The sequence below is a fragment of the Gorillibacterium timonense genome, assembly GCF_001457415.1.
Classification (GTDB): Bacteria; Bacillota; Bacilli; order Paenibacillales; family NBRC-103111; genus Gorillibacterium; species Gorillibacterium timonense.
The window spans coordinates 72,230-90,780 of the sequence record NZ_LN881723.1; the positions used below are offsets into that span (position 1 = coordinate 72,230).

Consider the following 18,551-nt stretch of genomic DNA (forward strand, 5'->3'; position numbering starts at 1 on the left):
AGATAAAGCTTCTTTACCGATCACTTTAAGCGGAGAGTCTCCTCGGGAACTTCCTCTTCCCGGTCCTTCATCGAGACGCCTTCAACCTTGACGTTCACTTCCACAACGCGAAGTCCCGTCATATTCTCCACCGCTTCCCGCACGTTGAGCTGCAGGTTCCGGCATACTTCATGGAAACGCCATCCGTATTGAACGATGACTCTTAAATCGACAGCCGCTTCCAATTGCCCCACTTCCACTGAAACACCCTTTTGTACGTTCCTTCCGCTAAGACGCTTGGCCAGCCCCTCCGAGATCCCGCCCGACATGGCGGAAATTCCCGGTGTGTCGATGGCTGCCATCCCGGCGATCGTGGAGACGACATCATCGGATATCCGGATGAATCCTGTTTGTTCCGTATTCTCCATACAGCTCACTCCCTTCCCTTACCCACATTATAATGATTCAAGCGCCGCTCAGTCAATGAAGCGCTGCCAAGTAACTCCTTCTTGCACAATTAACGGATCGGTAATTGCTCCCAGCCGTGGATTGTATTAGAATGATTCTACATGTGCGATAATTTTGTAGAATTCGGATGAGGTGACCCACTTGGCAGTAGCTAAGAAACATGCATTTACGGCGGGGCTTATCGTCAGCTTCGTCATCAGCGGCATCGCGCATTTTGCCGCATGGAACACGACTTTACAATTTCTTCTCGCCTGCGTGGCCATCATCTTCGTCGCCGGCTTCCTGGGCCAGGCGACGGAAAGCGTCGCCCATTACGCGGGCGACCGAGCGGGAGGCTTCCTGAATGCCACGTTCGGCAACGCGGCGGAGCTCATCATCGCCATCATCCTGATCAAGGATGCGGTGAACGGAAAACCGGAGCTGTTTGAGGTCGTGAAGGCAAGCATTACGGGCTCCATCATCGGGAATCTGCTGCTTGTTCTCGGCGCCAGCGTTCTGATCGGCGGTTTGAAATTCAAAGAGCAGCGTTTTAATGAAAACATGGCTTCCCACAATTCTTCTCTCATGCTGCTCGCCGTCATCGCCCTGTTCATGCCCGCCATCTTCCACAAGGACATCACCGGCATTCACATGAACGAGTTCAGCCTCGTCGTCGCCGGAATCCTGATCATCTGCTACTTCCTCTGGCTGTACTTTTCGATGATTACGCATAAGAACATTTTGGCCGAGGAACAGATTGAGCATGGAGAAGCGAAGTGGTCAAAGGGCAAGTCGATCTTCTTTCTCGTCCTAGCTACCGCACTCGTCGCTTTGGTCAGCGAATGGTTGGTCGGCAACGTCGAAGCCGTCACCGAACGCTTCAGCCTGTCCGAGCTTTTTGTCGGCGCCTTCCTCATCGCGATCATCGGCAATGCAGCAGAGCACTCGGCCGCCATCATGCTGGCCCTGAAGAACAAGATCGGCGCTTCGGTCGAAATCGCCGTCGGAAGCAGCCTTCAGATCGCGCTATTCGTCGCTCCCGTGCTGGTCTTCGTCAGCTTTTTCATGGGGCAAGAGATGGATCTGGTCTTCAGCCTGTATGAACTCGCCGCCATCGGAGTAGCCGCGCTCATCGCCATTTCGATCTCCCGCGACGGCAAGACTCATTGGTATGAGGGTGTCCTGCTCCTAGCGGTCTACATCATTCTTGGATTAGCCTTCTTCTTCCTGTAATCCGCCCTACATATCCGCCGTCATGGCAAAAGAAGCCGCTTCCGGACACGCCCGGAGCGGCTTCTTCGTTCCTACAAGCAAAAAAGGCAGCGAGCCAGACCGGCTGCTGCGCTTCGAAATCCAATCCGGCTATTCCGAAACGCTTAGCGCTTCGTACAAATTCGCCAAATTTCTCTCCAGCTTGCTCAGGAGATTGCGACCCGCCAATTCAGAGATCAGCCCGGCACGGACGGCAAAATCCACTTCCCGCGACAGCCCATACATCTGGGTGTCAAGCACTTCCTCATAGAGGGGACACTTACGGGTGGTCAGATTCTCCATCTGAATCTCGATAAGCTTCTCAATCTTATCCGCATCCTCCTGAAGAAGCGTTAAGGCTCTCTCGTTTATGTTCAGCAGCAGATCCGATGACATCAGGTTCCCCCCCGTCCGTAAAAAGCGTTACATAGTACTATATTAGTCGAAACGATGAGATTATACAAGAGAAGCGGGACAGACCCACCCAAGCCGCCAGGTTCTCGTCCGAAAAAAGAAAAGGCCGAAACCCGAAGGTTTCAGCCTTTTTCAGCGGTACGCCTACTCTTCTACGACTTTGATGCTCAAGTTGTGCTTCGCAAAAACTTCCGCCATCGCTTTCTTGGCTTCCGCCGCATCCGAACCGTGAACATGCAGCTCATATTGGCCGCCGCCCACGAGAGTGGTAAAGAGACCCAGAATGCTCTTCACATCGATATACTTGTTGTCGTATTGAAGAACGATCGAAGAACGGAATTGGTTAGCGGTTTGGGAAATTTCAACAATAGCAGCATTGTTGGTCATGGCAATCCCTCCATTTGGACTTTATGATAACCTGTTATGTAGGTGCTACCCTCATGATACCTTGGATGTGCCTGTAAGCGCAACCTGGATTTTTTTATGTAGTTTTCCGCTTGATCGAAAAAGAGGTTCAGCCGGTCTTGATCTGGTTCTTGCCGGCTCTCTTCGCTTTGTACAAGGCCATGTCAGAACGGTAGAAGAGCAGCTCCACACTGACCTTCTCGTCGGTTATGGACCAATCCGACACCCCGCAGGATACCGTCACGCCCGGATTCGTCTCGGCGTTCACCCGATTCCGAATTCTCTCCGCTACATTCATGGCCTGCTCCACCGCAACATGAGGCAGATAGATCGCAAGCTCCTCTCCTCCCCACCGAGCGGCGATATCCGATTCACGGATGCAGGAACGAGTGATCTCGCTGACCTGGATCAGCACCTTATCCCCAATCTGGTGGCCGAGCGTGTCGTTGACCCGCTTGAAATCGTCGATGTCCACCACGATGAGTGACCCGCATTTGTCCGCCTCCTGATGCTGGCTCACCTGATCGTCGAGGAATTTCCGGGTGAACAAGCCCGTCAAGTTGTCCGTGATTACCATCCGGCGAACTTCCGCATGCAGGGAGGCGTTGGCGATGGCAAGGCCGATGGGACCGGCCAATACCGACAGCAGCTTGTAATTTTCGTAGGTGAAGAAATAAGGGTTGCGGTGGGTGACGAGAATGACGCCTACGACTTCGCCGTTCATAAAGATGGGGGATGCGATCAGCGAGCGGCAGCCAGTCATTTCCATCAGCTCCGAGCGGATCGGTGGGCTTTTGGCATAATCGGATTCGATAACCGGTTCCTTGGTCTGGAAGACGACGCCTGAATAGCCCTCGCCTCTCGGAATCAGTTCGCCGGTCATCTCCGGGAGATTGCATACCCGCACCAACAGGTTATCCTGTCCCGGATTCTCCTGAAGAATGCAGCAATAGTCCGCATCGAAGATATGAAGGAGCTCGGACATGGCATAATCAAAAATTTCCCCGAGCCGAAGGCTCTGATTGAGCCGCTTGGTCAGCTCATTGATCAGCCTCAGTTCGTTGACCAGGATATTCGACTGTTCATAGAGCTTGCCATTCTCGAATGCCGTTCCAGCGGCTGTGGAGATGGCGCCTACCACCTCGCAATCCTCCGAGGTAAATAGAGTCGCCTTTGCCCGAAGGTGCAGCACTCCGTAAGCACCCTGCTTGCCGATAAGTGGCGCCGCGATCTCCGGGTAGAACCCCGAAACCGTGCTGGCAGCGGGTATCACCTTTCCTTCCATGAAGGCATGCATACACAGCTCGTTGTTCACATCGAAAATATTTAACGGCTTCACCGGAAGCCCGATCCCCGATTCGTCCTGACAGAGCAGCAGATCGATATCCGATTCCGGAAACATTTCTTGAATTTGAAAAATCGCCTCCGATAAAACCCTCTCCACATCGATCAGAGAAAACAGCTTTTCAATCGAGCGGTACAAGGTTTCCTTGCGCAAAAATAACGATTCCTCTCGTTCAAGCTGTTCCGTCAAGAGGAGATTTCGCAGCCGTTCCGATTCCAGTTGGATGAACAACGGAAACAAGGATGCCATTCGCGTCAAAAAGCTACCCTTCGAATCTGCTGCCGAATGAGCTCCGATCACGGCGGCGAGTGCCCCCGTTCTGTCTTGAACAGGCAGAGCGGATAAGCTTGCACTCACGACAAGCCGCCTGCTCTGTCCGGCGGATAGGGCCAAATCCATGGCTTCTCCGGCGGATTCGAGCATCCAGGCCTCGGATGGGGCATAAAAAACCGGCAATCCGTCGATCACGCATAGGGACAAGGGCTCTCCTCCAGGAGCCGCCAGCATCAGCCAGCCTCGAAAAGCGGGATCGCTCGAAGCGGAATGCTCCACCCAGCGATGAAACCCTTCGATCCAGATCCGCTCGATATGAGCGTCAGCCAAGTCTTCCACAGCTATTGTAATGGTCGGAAGGGGGTTCCACGAACCATTCCCTCCCGGACCCGACCTGTCACTTATCGTCAAGCAGAAATCGTCTTCCATAGAAAGCTTCTCCTCTTTCCACGTCGCTGTTTCCATCATACTATGATTGTCCCGTAAACGCACGAGTTGAGAGACGCATTTTTTTCCATGACCCGCTATTTTTAATCCCTGTTCGATTTCCTGTCAACATTTTTTTTGGTGCTTCCAAGGAGCTTGGACCTTGACAGACACCTATGTGATCCACTAAAATAAATTGATGTTTGAACGTTTATACGTTCTGTTGAGTACGGAGTGTTCACCCTCACTGATTTTGTCGCCGATGGGGCAGCGGCTGAACTCCCCTGTCGGGAAGGTGACTTCGATGGCAAAGTCGGGCACTCGGAACCAACGCCTTATTTGTTTCGAACCGAACAAGACAAAATTATGAGTTGAAGGAGCAATTGATACATGGCTCGTTACACCGGACCTAAATTCAAATTAAGCCGCCGCCTCGGTATTTCCCTGAGCGGATCTGGCAAAGAACTTGCAAAACGCGCATTCCCTCCTGGCCAACATGGCAACAACCAACGCCGCAAGATCAGCGGTTATGGCCAACAGCTTCAAGAAAAGCAAAAACTCCGTCACATGTACGGGTTGAACGAAAAACAATTCCGCAACCTGTTCGATAAAGCGTCCAAGATGAAAGGGATCTCCGGTGAAAACTTCATGATCCTGCTCGAAAGCCGTCTGGACAACCTCGTCTACCGCCTTGGCTGGGCTAACTCCCGCGCCGGCGCACGCCAGCTCGTCTCCCACGGCCACGTAACGGTAAACGGCAAGAAAGTCAACATCGCTTCCTATATGGTCAGCGTTGGCGACATCATCGGTCTGCGTGAAAGAAGCCGCACCATGGCTTCCATCAAGGACGCGATCGCCGGACGCCACCACATTCCGCAATACCTGGACTTCAACGAGCAAGCGATGGAAGGCAAATTCGTTCGCCTTCCGGAACGCGCCGAGCTCTCCCAAGAGATCGACGAAAAGCAAATCGTCGAATTCTACAGCCGTTAAGAACGGTTGTTCGCAAACAAGCCTCAACAAAACCCCGAAATGCCCTATATTACGGGGCTTCCGGGGTTTTTTCGTGTAAAGGAAAAATGCAGGATAGTGCATTAAAATGAGCCGATTTGGGGCTAATTGGGGCCGATTGGGGCTAAACATTATGTGGGTAGACGCTATGCAGTGTACTGCGCTGAGATCGAGGAGTGACAAAAAAGCCCCGCCCTCCTTAGTTGGAGAGCGGGGCTTCTGCTTTTATGTAGGCCCGTCCTGTTACACATCGTTGAGAGGTGCGGACGGGATCTGTTGGTTTGATTATAGCATCAAGAATTTTTCTTTGACAACCCAGCTGCTACCCGGACCTCATCGGCAAGCCGACCGATCTCGTTGAGCTCGGCTTTACTGGCACCTGCTTCCTGCAACAGAAACCAAACCTTACCCAAAAGTCCCGTGATCTTGTTTGCGTCTTCAACTTTCATTGCTGGCTTTCCCTCCTTCGTCGTGATCGGCTGCGGCTGTTGCGCCGGCCAGAGCCCCGCTTCCTTATATTGATCATTCCAGTCGATATTGTGGCCGTTAACTGTCACATCATTGAGCCGCTGATATACTGCAGCTTGATCAGAAACCCGGCTCCGACTCCATGCGTAGGTCTGCCAGCAGTAAATACCAGGAATGCGCTTCGCCATCTCTTCCACAACGGCATGCTTCCCGTATACCCCCAGCTTGTATCCCGGCATCTGCTCGGCTGCTGCTCGAAGATACGCCTCAACGGTGTCGTAATCGCGCGCGGGTGCATCGTAGTCCACAGCATAATAGATCGCCGTCCCCGAGGGCTGTCCGATCGTGCGTGCCTGAGCAAGTGCAGCGGCTCCATCAGCTGTCCCGAATGCAGCGCCGCCTTTAACCCGGTCTGCTGTACGCTGGAAGACGGATAGGATCTGGAGTCCGGTTGCTTTGAGCATATCTGCCTCCGTCTTATTCAGCGTCTTCCATGAGTCTGGAGTAAGGTAACGTCCGACGAAGGAAACTCCATCTCGTTTGAATGCTGCGGCCTTGGCTTCCGTCAACGGAGATCCGCAATCGATTCCCTTGATTATCATCACTGTTCACCTACCTTTCTGCTCTCTGCGCGTTGCATCTTTTTTTCGAGCTCTGACCCCACCCACTTGAGGATCCAGTCGAGAACTGCGACTGGCATCCAGTCCGCCCAACCTGCCCGAACGGCATTGGCTGTCATGCTCTGGATAATATGGTAGAGTAGTCCGGCGACCATCATCCCGTAGATAACCCCCGGCGAGCGCATGACCGCATCGAGCAGATGGCCTCCTGCTGGCAACAGGAGCAAGAAGAATGTCCGAAACACTCCGTCGATGCCGTATTTGCTTGCGTAAGTGTTGTCTTTCTTCGCGGCCCGGATTCCGCTGAGCCAATCCATACAGATGAAGAAAAGAAGAGCTACCATCGATGCGACAACCGCATCTCCCGATCCATAAAAGTAGGTGAGCACGGGTAGCACGACGGCTCCGACGGACGATGAAATGAGTTGAGCTTTCATGAAGATCCCTCCTAAAATGAGTTGAGCCCTCGGATTGCTCCGAAGGCCCATTACTTGATAACTCCCGCCTGACTCAGCGCGGAGTTGATATCGATATAGATCTGATTCGTTTGTGTCTGAATCTCTCGAAGCTTATCTGTTCGCTGTTCAGCCGTGAGCGACTTGTCCGCATTGACCAGGTTCTTCCGAGCCTTCAGCGTAGCCAGTCGCTTCAAGATGGAGCCATTTGCGGTCGAGTTGAGCGCCTTTCGTAGATTCTCGTTGTACCAGGTAGGCAGTTGAACTCCCGCTTCCGTGTAATCACGGTAAGCCTGGTTAAGCTTTGTCTTGGCGTCATAGAAGTCGTTCGTCAGAGTGTTCGAGAAGGCAGGATCCACGATGAAGTTTCGCAGAAGGGTATTCCGCACGTTCCCAGCGCCGACTTGAGATGTCAATGGGAGGGTAAGCCGCGCCGCGTCCCCGCCGTAAGCACGGATCATGTAGTCCACCTTCATCGGCGACATATTTGTCTGCTCCCCGATCCACATCGCGATGCTGCTGGTTCGTTCATCGGACTGATACTTCGGACTGCGGTCAGCAACTGCCTTGGACACGATCGGCGCCCCGGTGAAGCTCTGGTTACCGGAAATTGCTACGAGCGGGGCAAACACCGTAGAGTTGAAGGCTCCTTTTACGCCAGTTTCCAGGCTCCCGTCGGTTGTTGCTCCCTGTAGCGCTCCTGTAAGTAGAGGAGGCGTCCAGGCGTTCGCCAGAGCATCGGCCGCTCCTTTGAAGGCTGTCGGGTCTTGATCCTTCCACTTTCGCAACGACTCGACGGTGAGCTCCCCGAAGCTGTTATAGGCGGGCTCCATCGGAATTTTCACGAACGTTCCGTCCGCATTCTTACTGACAATCAAAAACCGGTAGCGCTCCCGAGCTGGAAGCGATTGATATTCAGGATCATCAGCAAACTGCATGTACTCGTAAACCTTGGGGAGCACGGACAGCGCGCCAATGGCAGCTACGGTCTGCACCGGACGATCCTTCAAGCCTTTCAGCACGCGGTAGGTCCCCTGCACAGCGGCGTTATTATAGGGGACGAAGGCTTCTAGATCCCTCGACATTGCCCCGCGCCGGCTGAAGTTCGTCGTGATCTCCCGCGCCTGGTTCATGGCCTGCCGGACATTATCTGGCGTCCTTTCTCCACCAAGCCGATTGAGCTCAACCTTATAGGCAGCCATGCGCGGCGCGTTCTCCGTAACGTTGCCTACGGCTTCGAGCGCTTTGAATGGCGCGGCTACAGTACCGATGACCCCCTTCTTGACGCTCTGCGGAGCAAGGAGTGGATAACGGGTCATGCTGTCAATGCTCTTGTCGAGGGCTCGATCACCTTTCAATGCAGCCGAATACTCGCCCCCAGCGCGCCTATACTCCTCAGCCAGATTGCGTAAGCCTGGGATGCGCAGCCGGTCGCCGATGCCCGACAGAAGAGCATACACCGTGTATGCCGTTTGCTTGACCGGATTGCGGCTTTGGATCGCTCCCTGCACAAGGTCCATCGTTGCCCCCTTGACGGCAAACACAGGAGCGAGCAGGCCGGTTGCCCCTCGTTTCGTCGCATTCGAGAACAGGCTTAGTACATCGATCAGCGCATTCGAGGATTGCGGCCCCATACCGACAAGCGTCTTAATGAGTTCAGGGTCGTGCACCTTCATGTATACCGGCTGACCGTCCACCATTGCCCGCACGACGTTGTCACCGTCGACGCGGCTCGTTTTGAATAGATCCTTGAAGTCGGCATCCAGGGATTCTAAGAAGTCGTCTGCTCCTCCCTTGGTCAGTACGTCTTCCAGGCTTGCCATCGACTTTGGCTTGGCGACAATCTCTACCACACCGGCGAACGCTTCCGGATCGCGCTTCACCGCATCAACAACAGACTGCATGGTACGGTTTCGCATGGCGGCATTTGCCCATGCTCCTACGGCTTCGACCGTGGTCTTTCTCGGGTCCACGATGCGACGAGCTGACCCCGTTGGGCTGACTTCCTTAATTGGCGCGTTCTGTCCGCTGAACGAGCTTTTCGCCGACTTGGCCAGATACGTCCGTCCCGGTTTCTCGGACTGGAGGAACTGCCGGCGCATCGGGGAGTAGTTCGGATTCTTCTCCCGCATAGCAGCGTATGCCTCAGGGGAGATAAGCCCTTCATCAACCCCGAACGTCTGCAACACGTTGTCGTTAAAGCCGTCCCACTCTTTAGCAATCTCAGAGAATCCCGGGTACCGCTTATCGAGCTGCGCCAGCTTATCCTTTACACCGTCTACCGTCATGCCCAGATTATCCGCGTAGACCTGCTCTCCGCGCTCCATCCGGGTAACCGCATGCCGGAGCGTGAGGTAGTCGATGAAGGGTTTGTCCTCCCCACGGGCGACCTTCCGGAAGATGCCGGAAAGACTTTCACCAATGACCTCCCCTTCGGGATTGACGAACTTGTCCTTGATGATCGTGTTGGCGATGTTGTTCGCACGGCTCGAATCCATTGCTGTGTCATAGGCTTCCGCGCTGATGCGCTTCAGCGGGTCAAGCCGATCGACAAGGTTCTGATATAGCGCCCGCCCGCTCGCCGCGAGTTGGACTTTCGTTCCTTGGACGTCCCGTTTGATGCTGCGGGAAACGATCTGGTCTTCCGTCGTTAGCGGCCCTTTGCTTAATCGCTGTGAGTCGCTAACAGCCGATATGCCGACACCCTTCGATCCGAACAGGTTCGTGAACCAATTTCCCTTCATCGTCTCGGCGGGCGTAGCTTCCGCCGCCGACTTAGCTGCAGAAGAAGATGGGGTGTAATCCTTCGGCACCGCTCTAGCCGGTGTGATCTGAGGGGCATCGATAGCGCCAGCTGCTTGACCCATTCGGTTTCGCTCAATCTGGGCGTTTAAGTTGGTCGGCTGCTTGCCGTTCAGTAGCCCATCCAGATCGATTCCCCGCTCTCGTGCCACTTGGTTCGCCACGTCATAGGTCTTCAGATTCCGCTGTACCTCTCCGGCCAGCTCGGACATATCGTCATAGGGAAGCTTACGGATCTCGTTCAAGCTGACGTCATCCCCGAGGTAAGGCTTCAGCCATTTGGCCAGCTCGTTCGGGTTTTCCAGCGGCGGGGTCATTCGTTCAGAGACAAGAGGCTGAAGCTCCGACATCGCCCGGTTAAGATATACGTCTGAAGGTGCGCTCCTAAGCGTTCCGTAAGGCTTATTCGCCGCCTGCAATAGCCCCTGGACTTGTGATTCCGCATCAGCTGATACGCCACTGGAGCGCTGCCGGAAGGACTCAAGCGCGGCGCTTAGCTTCGGACCGAGTTTTTGTGCAAGCGCCCCACCGACGCCCCCCAATGCCGCTCCACCCACAAGTCCGAATGCAGCTTCACGAGCGGCGTCGCGCAGATCACCATTACCCGTCTGAAGCCCGTACTGCGCTCCCTGTGCCGCGCCGGTCAGCCCTTCACGAGTCGCCACCGAAGCCGCTCGGCTCGCTACCGGACTGGACACCGCAGCACCCGCCCGAGAAGACAAGTTAGCGATACCCGGCAGCTCAGCGATCTGGCCGAGAGAGGGAACTTTAGCGGGGTTTGCGACGAACGCCCCAACAGTACCGAGGACATCTCCGACCTTATCCAGCGTCTTGTTCCCTGTGGTCGATCTCCCTGCTTCAGCGTGCTGTGCCACCAGTCGGTCACGGGGGTTGGTCGCGCCATACTCATCGGCTTGGCCATCCAAGAAAGGGGCAGACGGAGCAAGGAGCTCCGCTGCCTTATCGAATGGGTATTGGATCGTGTCCAGGATTCGCTTACCGATTGACTTCTTTGTCGGCTTGATGTCCGGTAGTCTCCCCGCAGGTAACGGAGATTGAGTAATATCCACCGGCTGGGCTACGGCAGAAGACGGAACTGAGCTAGGAAGGGATGGAGTTTTCACCGAACGCATAATCGGGGATTCTGATATGCTCCCGATCTCTTTTGCCTTCGCTTTCATCGGATCCACCTGGCCAGCATTCAGATCCGGGAGCAGGCCCATGCTTCGCCGCATGCTGTCGTATTTGCTTTCCTTCTTTTCATCTTCGGTGAGCCCGAACGATTTGCGAAGCGCATCATACTTGCTCATGCTCTCACCTCACTAATACCAGTTGTTTTTGTCCCAGAACTGCAGCGCCTTCTCCGGCGTACCATACCGGTCCTTGATGTATCGGAGCCCCGCAAGGGTCTGCTGATATGGATCATTCCAGTTTACAGTACTACCGCCATATGTCTGCCTAGTGGAGTCCAGAAATTGAAAAAGCCCTCTCGCGGAGGACTTGGGGTTCTTGGCGGATGCGTTAAAGCTGCTCTCACGAGCGACGAGTTCCATCGTAGGCTGCAACCAACTGGCGGGTAGCCCTAACTGGTTGAGTGCCGAAGAAACGGCAGAGTTCGCTGTTGCATAGCCCATCGGGTTCGACTTAGCGTCTGATGCTGCCTTGTAGTAGTTGGTGTATGCCCCGGTGCCCCCGGGGCTACTCAGTTTCCCAGTTTCGAAAGGTCCACACCGAAGTAGCTCGCGATCTGATCCACCTGGGCGTCCGTCATATTCGGCATGCTCAGAATAGCCCGGGCGAGCCCAGTCGGATCCGTCACACTAGTCTGCGACTGACCTGTCATCGGATCGGTAGATGTTGTGATGAACTGGCTCTTGCTGAGCTGCTGGATCGCATCGGAAGGTGACAAATCGCGCCACGCGGTCCCGGGCTGAACCCCCAGCGCTTGCAGACCGGAAGGTGCTACGCCCGTAGCCTGCCACGTCTTATAGAGGTTATCGTATTGGCTGTTTGCGATTTGAGCATTTTTATACTGGTTGTCCGGGTTATTCGGATCTGTTGACCAGTTGAACTGCTGCTGATTCAGATTCGCATTCATGCGGCTAATCGCGAGCTGTGCCTGATCCATGGACATGTTGTGGTCCTGGGCCAGCTTCTGGAGGGCATAGTTCTGATTGTACTGGCGAGCATTCTCATTAAACTCCTTGAGCCACTGCTCTCCCTGGCGTGCAAATTGTTGCTTCCACTGGTCGTTCTGGGAGGCGAACTGACGCTCCCATTGGCTATCGGCAACCTTATCGCGCCCCTGCTGATATGTCATCGTCTCATCCCGATAAGCATTGTCCAGCCCTTGCTGACGCAGGTTGCTGAGAGCTGTCGCATAGGAATTCAGGTCGCTCAACTGGTTACGCTGTGCCCCGTAGTTGGCGTTTTGGAGATCAAGATCGTATCCCCGATCAGCTGCATAGCGCTGGAAGGCGTTCTGCTCAAGCTGAGGGAGCGCTGTCGCATTGTAGTCCGTCGCCGCCTGCTGCTGAATCTGTGCCACTCGGTCAGTTGTGGCCGAGCTATTGCCGATCCCTCGTGATCCCATCGATACCATAGCGTTATTAGAAGCTCGCCCGGCATCCTGTTGATACTTTGCCTTGATCGCCTGTGCTGTCGGATCGGTGTCGGAATTGTAGGAGAAGGGCTGATACCCCTTGAACTGGTAGGGCTCAGCGTTCACCTTCTCGCCGATCGTCTTCATTGTGGAGTCCGCCTGGTTGCCGTATTCGTTCGTGCGGTACGCACCAAGAGCCTTCTGCAGGTTCTCGGCGGTATCGTATGTCCGCTGATCGGCCAGCGGGTTCGCGCTCGTGAACGCCTTACCTTTAAGCGACACGACGCCGTTTTTGTACGTGATGTCGGTGTCTCCATACCCTTGTCCCTTGAGCCAGTCGCGGATGCCGACTTGACCCTGTGGCGCTCGAAATGTGCTCGCGGTCTTTAGGGTCGGGTTTGTCGTAAGAGTGGCCATGTCCTTGCTCCTTTCTTGTGAAAAATAAAAACGCCCTCATAGGAGGACGTCGGGTAGTAAAGGATATGCTGTTACGGTGTAGGAGAAGGACTCTGCAGCGCCGCAAGCTGGGCTTTCGCTTCTTCGAGTTCCTTTAGCTTGTCTGCCTTCTGCTTTTCGTACTCGGCTTTCTTGGCCGGGTCTTTTTCGTCGCGGATGAACATATTCAACATCATCACTTCGCCTTCAAGACGACCAACTTTGTCTTGTAAGGCTCTCAGTTCCTTTTCTTCCTTTGTGTAAAGAGTGCTGCTTGGAGAAGGAGTTGCTTCTGGGATAGCTGATTCAACTGGTTCAGCCGTTGTTACTGCCTCCGGTGTGCTCGTCAATATTATTCCCTCCTTCGCGCTGAATGACACCTTTTTCCCGGTAGCGGTGCCAACATCGGTCGTTGGAATGTATGACTTTCCTTCAACGACGATTGCTTGATTCGGCAACTGTGCCCCATCTACCGTTACCTTATAGCTACTATCAATCTTTTTCCCGATCGGAACGATCGATGCTGCTCCTGCGCTTACCGCTGTCGCAAAAACAGCTCCAGTCATAAACCCAACAATGAGCTTTTTCATGGAAGATCACCTTTTCCCCGTTTTCTTCCAGTATAGCAAATAATCAAGATACGAGGATACCGTTCACAAATGTTTTTGCCACGTTTGCCGGCCCTCCAGCAGTAGTGGCCATGTATAGCGTTCCGGTAAATCCAGTGAATGCATCTGCCTTAGAGTTAAGAGCTGCCCCCAGGTTTTCGCCTGTATCATACCTCCGAAAGCTCGTCCAGTCCGGAACCTCTACCATTGGTGCTGCCAATATAATTTCAGAATACGACTCGATCATGTATTTGGTACCAGGAATGCAGAGAATGTGATACCGTCCAATGGAGTCCATGAACTGTAAAACACCTAATGATCCATCCCTAATCTGCAACGCCGGAGCTCCGGTATCACCATCAGATGATATGATTTTAATAAATTTGTCGATAGCCCTTGCTGCATTCAAGAGAGCATCCTCCGAATTAAACTCCAACCTCGGATACCCGCTAGCGCTCGATTGCACGATACCGCCTGTCATGACCGGCTTGCCATCAAGCCCCACACGGAACGTATCTTTGGTTCCGTCGTTGATGGTCATGCCATTTTCATCGAACTGAATGTATCCACCGTTTGCGAGCGCCCCCTGTATGGTCACCAACGCGGCTAGAAGTGTACCTGTCTTGACCTTATCCGCTGTCAACTCCTTGATGTTCATGCTTCCGAGAAACCCGTTTAGCACGTATGCGAGTTGCTCGAAGCCTTTCCCTACAGTTTGGGCTAATTCCTCGATGCTCGGGTTACGCTTCGGAACCGGCATTTCTATAAGTGGCATTGTGATTCCTCCTTATCGTATCGGCATGTTGTGCTGTTCGACCGCGAACTCCTTCACCTTACACGGGCCGACTCCGGCCAGCTTGTAGCGGTACCACTGCGCCCCGACAAGCATGGACGTGGGCACATAAATCGGAGTGGTGGACAAAGCGCCTGCCGTGAACGTCGCGGCCAGTTGCCAGTCAGCGTCTCCCTGATCGGACTTGGACAGATACACACTCAGGGAGCTTACCGCGGGCAACTCCACCGTAAACCACATACGAGGTATGCGGATATGTTGTGCCATGCTCTCGGCTGTGTACGGTACTGATGTGCGATACCAGGAGATCGCTGTCCCGTTATCGTTCGGTCCGCCCATCTGAAGCACCCGCCCCTGTGCGTCCCCGGCGTAGAGCGTGTTCCCCATCTTTGCGAAGCAGGTGATGGAGAAGCCACCCCATACGTCCCACGACTTAGCGTCGAAGTCGTAGACAAGCACCGTATCCGGTGCGCTTGAGGAGCTGATAGGGATAGACACGTACAACCGCTGTCCGTCTGTGCCTACGCAGGAGGACGACATTGACGACCGTTTGATCCGGTCGATGCAATCCTGCACCCCGAGAGAGAAGCTATTATCCGGGCTTGTGGCGCCGTAGTAATCGTATATGCCGCGCTCATCGAGCATATAGATCACGTCCCGGATGATCGTCGCCGTGTTGTTGCCGAGAAAGCCGACTTCCCGCGTCACCCGGCGCAAGGTGAAGTCCGAGGCCGCATAGCCCATCAGCTTATGGATGCTCGATCTCTTGGTGACGATCAGGGTATCGCTGGATGCCACAATGCCGTCGATTACCTCACCGTTCGGCGTCTCCACTTCCGTGTCAAACGGATCGGCGTCGTCTTGGTTGATCACTGTCCAGTTGGTCGCATCGCGGTAGGCAGAACAGTAGAGCCGGTTCTCCACCGCTCCCCACAAACGGTCGACATGCGTCTCGACATAGTTGATTCCGGACGGGGCTGTGCTGACCGTCTGCACCGTTGAGCCATCGTAGTAGAGCAGCCCATCGACACCGTTGGTCATGAACAGCGATATGCTGGAAAGACCGCCCTTGAGGTTTGTAAACGATGCCTGCTCTGTGGTGGACAATCCGCTCTTAAGCGCTGCTGACCACGATGATCCAGTCCATTTGCGCCAGGTGCCATCAGCGAATACCGCGTGAAGCTCAGTCTCTTTCCACGATCCCAATCCCAACACGCGCCCATAAGAAGCACCCAGGACAGTGTATCCTGGGCGCACAGAGAGACTTGGGTATGAGAGCGATGAGGTGTTGAGAGAATCAGGCGATAGAGCCGCATTGAGCGAGAACGGATCCCGCCGATCGACACCACGGAATTCACGTTGAACAGCAGGTGTGCGGCTGCGGATGTTTGGCCACGGTTTCATGATTACCCTCCTTTTATTAATTAGTATAAAACTACAGTTCCTCTATAATTTGATGGAGTTATTACTGAATAATTACTCCCGATCAATTCACCGATTACGGTAATATCTGTGCCTTTTGTGAGTGTCCAATTGGTAGGGGATTTTACAACTGCATTTCCTGAAATAACAGCGATGTCACCACCAATTGACAATTGAAATGTGTCGATATTATTGAGCTTTAGCGTAGTCGTTACAGAGAAATCTTGATAATATGAGTACGTTTTTCCGTTCAACTTATTATACATAGAGTTTATCACAGGGTTGGGAACGATCAGCCTTGTAAGGCCAGTCAATGAAAAACTGTCACATTTCAGCGAAACACTTCCAGGTTCATTCGTTTCAATTTCTACAACAATACGGCTGAAGTTATCAGGGACATTAACGCAAATATCTATGAAACTACCGCTGTCGTACACATAAAAATCGTTATCAGTTATTTCAGCAATTACACCGTGAGTTGAACAAAATAGCTTACAATAACTGTCCTTATATGGACCGGGGGTGTATATATGTTGTTTGATTAATTTTATATCGTATCGGTGCGAAAAATAAAGGTTTTGATTACGTAGAGGACTATTGTATTGTATCCTAGCTAGTCGAAATCCCCCCGTAGCAGGGCTTTGTTTTGCCATTTTCAACATCTCTCTGCCCACCCCCTTACTTGTTTGTGATGATATTTTTTATAACATCCCACATACCAACAGTATCCTCATACATCCAACTTTCTGTATACCACGGAATGATCACCCTAGCTCGATTTGCAAAATCGCTATTAAACAATGCCCGGTAAAATAACCGTTGAGGGTCAATGGTTCGAGTGGTATCGGTTAAATTACTTAAGTTATAGTTCTCGGGCAACTCTAAAAATTGCCAAAATGGGAGAACACCTGATTCAGTTACCCATATCTCTTTCTCCCATGGAATCGTTAATAGTAAATTATTAAATGCCTGAAGGCATTGATCATAAGTGGTTTGTTTTACCTCGCTGAAACATCCACAACTTGGATACATATGCACACCTAATACGTCATACGCTGCTTGGATTGCTGCTAGTTCTCCAGCAACAGCAGGAATCCAACTCTTAAACGCTGTACCGTAGTCAACGGTACAGCCTACCTTCTTCACATTTTGGTAGTTACTTTTGATTTGACTAGGGTAATCCAATCCATGTCCGTACACCGAAGAAAACTGTTCATTGAGCACAAAGACAGTATTGATTTTGCTTAGATTATTAAGAGCCTGATACGTCCTCGTAAGATAATTAGGATTACTGTATAATCCATGGACTTTCAAACAAGTGATGGGAATTCCTATATCATTAGCGATTTCATCATACTGACTAAATTTTGAAATGTCTTCGTCAGTGGAACCATCAGACTTTACATGTATGAGGATATTTATTTCTTTGAATCCTGAATTAAAGGAATGCTCGGCAAATCTAGTGAAATAATCAATCTCTTGCCTCCATGCATTATCACAAAAATAAACAGACATATACTTTGAGTTAACCATACCTTGAACAACATCGACCAACTGTTCGGGGATAGATCCGAGTGATAAAACCGTTCCGATATAACCGCCAGTGAATGAGGCATTGTCGCCAATGAAGGTAATACCCTCTGTATTAGCTAGAGCTGTCACATTGTACTGCCCAGGAGGCATGATGATCGTCTTAATACCGTCTGCCTGTGCCTTGTTAACAAGCGCCTGCATAACAGATGTCACATCAGCAGGTCCAGGAACAACGCCAAAAGCTGATGCATTGTACCCCATGCCTTCCCAAACTCGCTTATTAACCTCAGCGCTAAGCTGCCCAGCAGCGATAAACTGACTTGCTTGCATCACATCAACCCCTCGTACAAGTTCTGAATGCGCGGAAAGTCCGGAACACGCTGTGACGTCAGCAGAGACCCTAGCAGATCGTTGTATTTCCCGGTGAATCCGTTGATAAGCTCGGTAGCTAGCATCGCCTCAGCGATCTGTACGCACGTGCCATAGACAAGCAGCATGTGGAAATCCTTGTCCAGATCGGGGATTTGGCTTGTAGCGGTCAACTGATCTGGCTCAGCGTCATGGAAAACGAGCAAACCGCCCGATATATCCGTATCCGGCACCGGGTACAGTCCAACATCGTCGCCGATGAAATAGTAAAACCGGCTTGCCCCTTCCCCCTGCGTGTCCTTGTACCTGTATTCCTCGCCATTCACGAGCAGATCCTTTACTTTATTGCTCGAAAAACCCAACGGATAGGCCGGCACATTGGCGAGGATATCGTATTGCGTAAGCGCTGTACGCCGGAACTCGTTACGGTAGAGCTGATTTTGCAGGTTGTTCATTTTGCGGATTAAGCTCGCATCACTGAGCGAGTTGGGCAACAGCTCCCGAACTTCGCTGATGATATCCCCTACGTTCATAAACTCCCTCCTTTATGCGGAAAAAGCCCCGCATGGGGGCTTATCCGATGATCTGCAGCTCTTTCAGCTCCGTGATCTTGATCTTCTTATTGGCCGCCTTGGTCTTCTCATGCGATTCTTTCCACACGTTATAGATCAGATCAGGAACTTCAAACTCCTGGCCGACGGGGATGGCGTAGATTACGCCGTTGATTGCCACCGGCACGACGTCGCCGGGGTTATTCGGATCCTCCGGGATTTCGATCTTCACTTTCGGGCGGGAGTCAAGGTATTGTTTGAAGCTCATCTCTTGCGGGTCAAGCTTGTCCTTGGGGGTTGCCATTGAAATCAATCCTCCTTATTGGGTGAGGGGCCCGAAGG

Annotated in this window: 18 protein-coding genes; 2 read left to right on the forward strand and 16 right to left on the reverse strand. The window is 52.7% G+C overall.

The features are described 5' to 3' along the window. Nucleotides 1-20: 20 nt before the first annotated feature. On the reverse strand, nucleotides 21-407 hold the full coding sequence (locus BN2684_RS08095; RefSeq protein ID WP_058301680.1) for an Asp23/Gls24 family envelope stress response protein: 387 nt from the start codon (nucleotides 405-407) through the stop codon (nucleotides 21-23). Between the two features lie 181 nt (nucleotides 408-588). Between BN2684_RS08095 and cax the strand changes: the two genes are divergently transcribed. Beyond that, nucleotides 589-1,659 (forward strand): calcium/proton exchanger, encoded by a 1,071-nt coding sequence (gene cax / locus BN2684_RS08100; protein WP_058301681.1) that lies wholly within the window; start codon nucleotides 589-591, stop codon nucleotides 1,657-1,659. Between the two features lie 129 nt (nucleotides 1,660-1,788). Here cax and BN2684_RS08105 read toward each other — a convergent pair whose 3' ends face one another. From BN2684_RS08105 to BN2684_RS08115, 3 genes are all read right to left on the reverse strand, one after another. Beyond that, nucleotides 1,789-2,073, reverse strand: coding sequence for an Fpa/YlaN family protein (locus tag BN2684_RS08105; RefSeq protein WP_058301682.1), 285 nt, complete (start codon nucleotides 2,071-2,073; stop codon nucleotides 1,789-1,791). Between the two features lie 162 nt (nucleotides 2,074-2,235). After that, nucleotides 2,236-2,478, reverse strand: a complete 243-nt coding sequence (locus tag BN2684_RS08110) for an HPr family phosphocarrier protein (protein WP_058301683.1) — start codon at nucleotides 2,476-2,478, stop codon at nucleotides 2,236-2,238. A 127-nt stretch (nucleotides 2,479-2,605) separates the two neighbouring features. Then, nucleotides 2,606-4,543 (reverse strand): sensor domain-containing diguanylate cyclase, encoded by a 1,938-nt coding sequence (locus BN2684_RS08115; RefSeq protein ID WP_058301684.1) that lies wholly within the window; start codon nucleotides 4,541-4,543, stop codon nucleotides 2,606-2,608. A gap of 387 nt (nucleotides 4,544-4,930) precedes the next feature. Here BN2684_RS08115 and rpsD point away from each other — a divergent pair, with 387 nt between their 5' ends. Further along, nucleotides 4,931-5,533, forward strand: a complete 603-nt coding sequence (rpsD, locus tag BN2684_RS08120) for a 30S ribosomal protein S4 (RefSeq protein WP_058301685.1) — start codon at nucleotides 4,931-4,933, stop codon at nucleotides 5,531-5,533. A 311-nt stretch (nucleotides 5,534-5,844) separates the two neighbouring features. Here rpsD and BN2684_RS08125 read toward each other — a convergent pair whose 3' ends face one another. The 12 genes from BN2684_RS08125 to BN2684_RS08180 all read right to left on the reverse strand — a co-directional run bounded on the left by BN2684_RS08125 (nucleotide 5,845) and on the right by BN2684_RS08180 (nucleotide 18,513). Beyond that, nucleotides 5,845-6,621, reverse strand: a complete 777-nt coding sequence (locus tag BN2684_RS08125; protein ID WP_058301686.1) for a glycoside hydrolase domain-containing protein — start codon at nucleotides 6,619-6,621, stop codon at nucleotides 5,845-5,847. After that, complete coding sequence (locus BN2684_RS08130; protein ID WP_058301687.1) at nucleotides 6,621-7,076, reverse strand: phage holin family protein; 456 nt, start codon at nucleotides 7,074-7,076, stop codon at nucleotides 6,621-6,623. The genes BN2684_RS08125 and BN2684_RS08130 overlap by 1 nt, the downstream gene beginning before the upstream one ends. Nucleotides 7,077-7,126: 50 nt before the next feature. Beyond that, complete coding sequence (locus BN2684_RS08135; protein WP_058301688.1) at nucleotides 7,127-11,206, reverse strand: LPD38 domain-containing protein; 4,080 nt, start codon at nucleotides 11,204-11,206, stop codon at nucleotides 7,127-7,129. 12 nt (nucleotides 11,207-11,218) lie between these two features. Then, complete coding sequence (locus tag BN2684_RS08140; RefSeq protein ID WP_058301689.1) at nucleotides 11,219-11,449, reverse strand: aggregation-promoting factor C-terminal-like domain-containing protein; 231 nt, start codon at nucleotides 11,447-11,449, stop codon at nucleotides 11,219-11,221. Nucleotides 11,450-11,598: 149 nt separating this feature from the next. Continuing rightward, the gene (locus BN2684_RS08145) at nucleotides 11,599-12,915 is read right to left on the reverse strand and encodes a hypothetical protein (protein WP_058301690.1); all 1,317 of its coding nucleotides are present in this window, start codon (nucleotides 12,913-12,915) and stop codon (nucleotides 11,599-11,601) included. Nucleotides 12,916-12,986: 71 nt separating this feature from the next. Continuing rightward, nucleotides 12,987-13,523 (reverse strand): DUF4200 domain-containing protein, encoded by a 537-nt coding sequence (locus tag BN2684_RS08150; RefSeq protein WP_058301691.1) that lies wholly within the window; start codon nucleotides 13,521-13,523, stop codon nucleotides 12,987-12,989. Between the two features lie 43 nt (nucleotides 13,524-13,566). Further along, nucleotides 13,567-14,316 (reverse strand): hypothetical protein, encoded by a 750-nt coding sequence (locus BN2684_RS08155; protein WP_058301692.1) that lies wholly within the window; start codon nucleotides 14,314-14,316, stop codon nucleotides 13,567-13,569. A gap of 12 nt (nucleotides 14,317-14,328) precedes the next feature. Continuing rightward, complete coding sequence (locus BN2684_RS08160) at nucleotides 14,329-15,738, reverse strand: hypothetical protein (protein ID WP_148449915.1); 1,410 nt, start codon at nucleotides 15,736-15,738, stop codon at nucleotides 14,329-14,331. A gap of 20 nt (nucleotides 15,739-15,758) precedes the next feature. After that, nucleotides 15,759-16,418: a hypothetical protein gene (locus BN2684_RS08165; RefSeq protein ID WP_058301694.1), complete on the reverse strand. Its 660-nt coding sequence runs from the start codon at nucleotides 16,416-16,418 to the stop codon at nucleotides 15,759-15,761. Nucleotides 16,419-16,434: 16 nt separating this feature from the next. Next, nucleotides 16,435-17,619: a hypothetical protein gene (locus BN2684_RS08170; RefSeq protein ID WP_058301695.1), complete on the reverse strand. Its 1,185-nt coding sequence runs from the start codon at nucleotides 17,617-17,619 to the stop codon at nucleotides 16,435-16,437. Beyond that, on the reverse strand, nucleotides 17,619-18,191 hold the full coding sequence (locus BN2684_RS08175) for a phage adaptor protein (RefSeq protein ID WP_058301696.1): 573 nt from the start codon (nucleotides 18,189-18,191) through the stop codon (nucleotides 17,619-17,621). The genes BN2684_RS08170 and BN2684_RS08175 overlap by 1 nt, the downstream gene beginning before the upstream one ends. Before the next feature lie 40 nt (nucleotides 18,192-18,231). Further along, nucleotides 18,232-18,513, reverse strand: a complete 282-nt coding sequence (locus BN2684_RS08180) for a hypothetical protein (RefSeq protein WP_058301697.1) — start codon at nucleotides 18,511-18,513, stop codon at nucleotides 18,232-18,234. Nucleotides 18,514-18,551 lie beyond the last annotated feature (38 nt).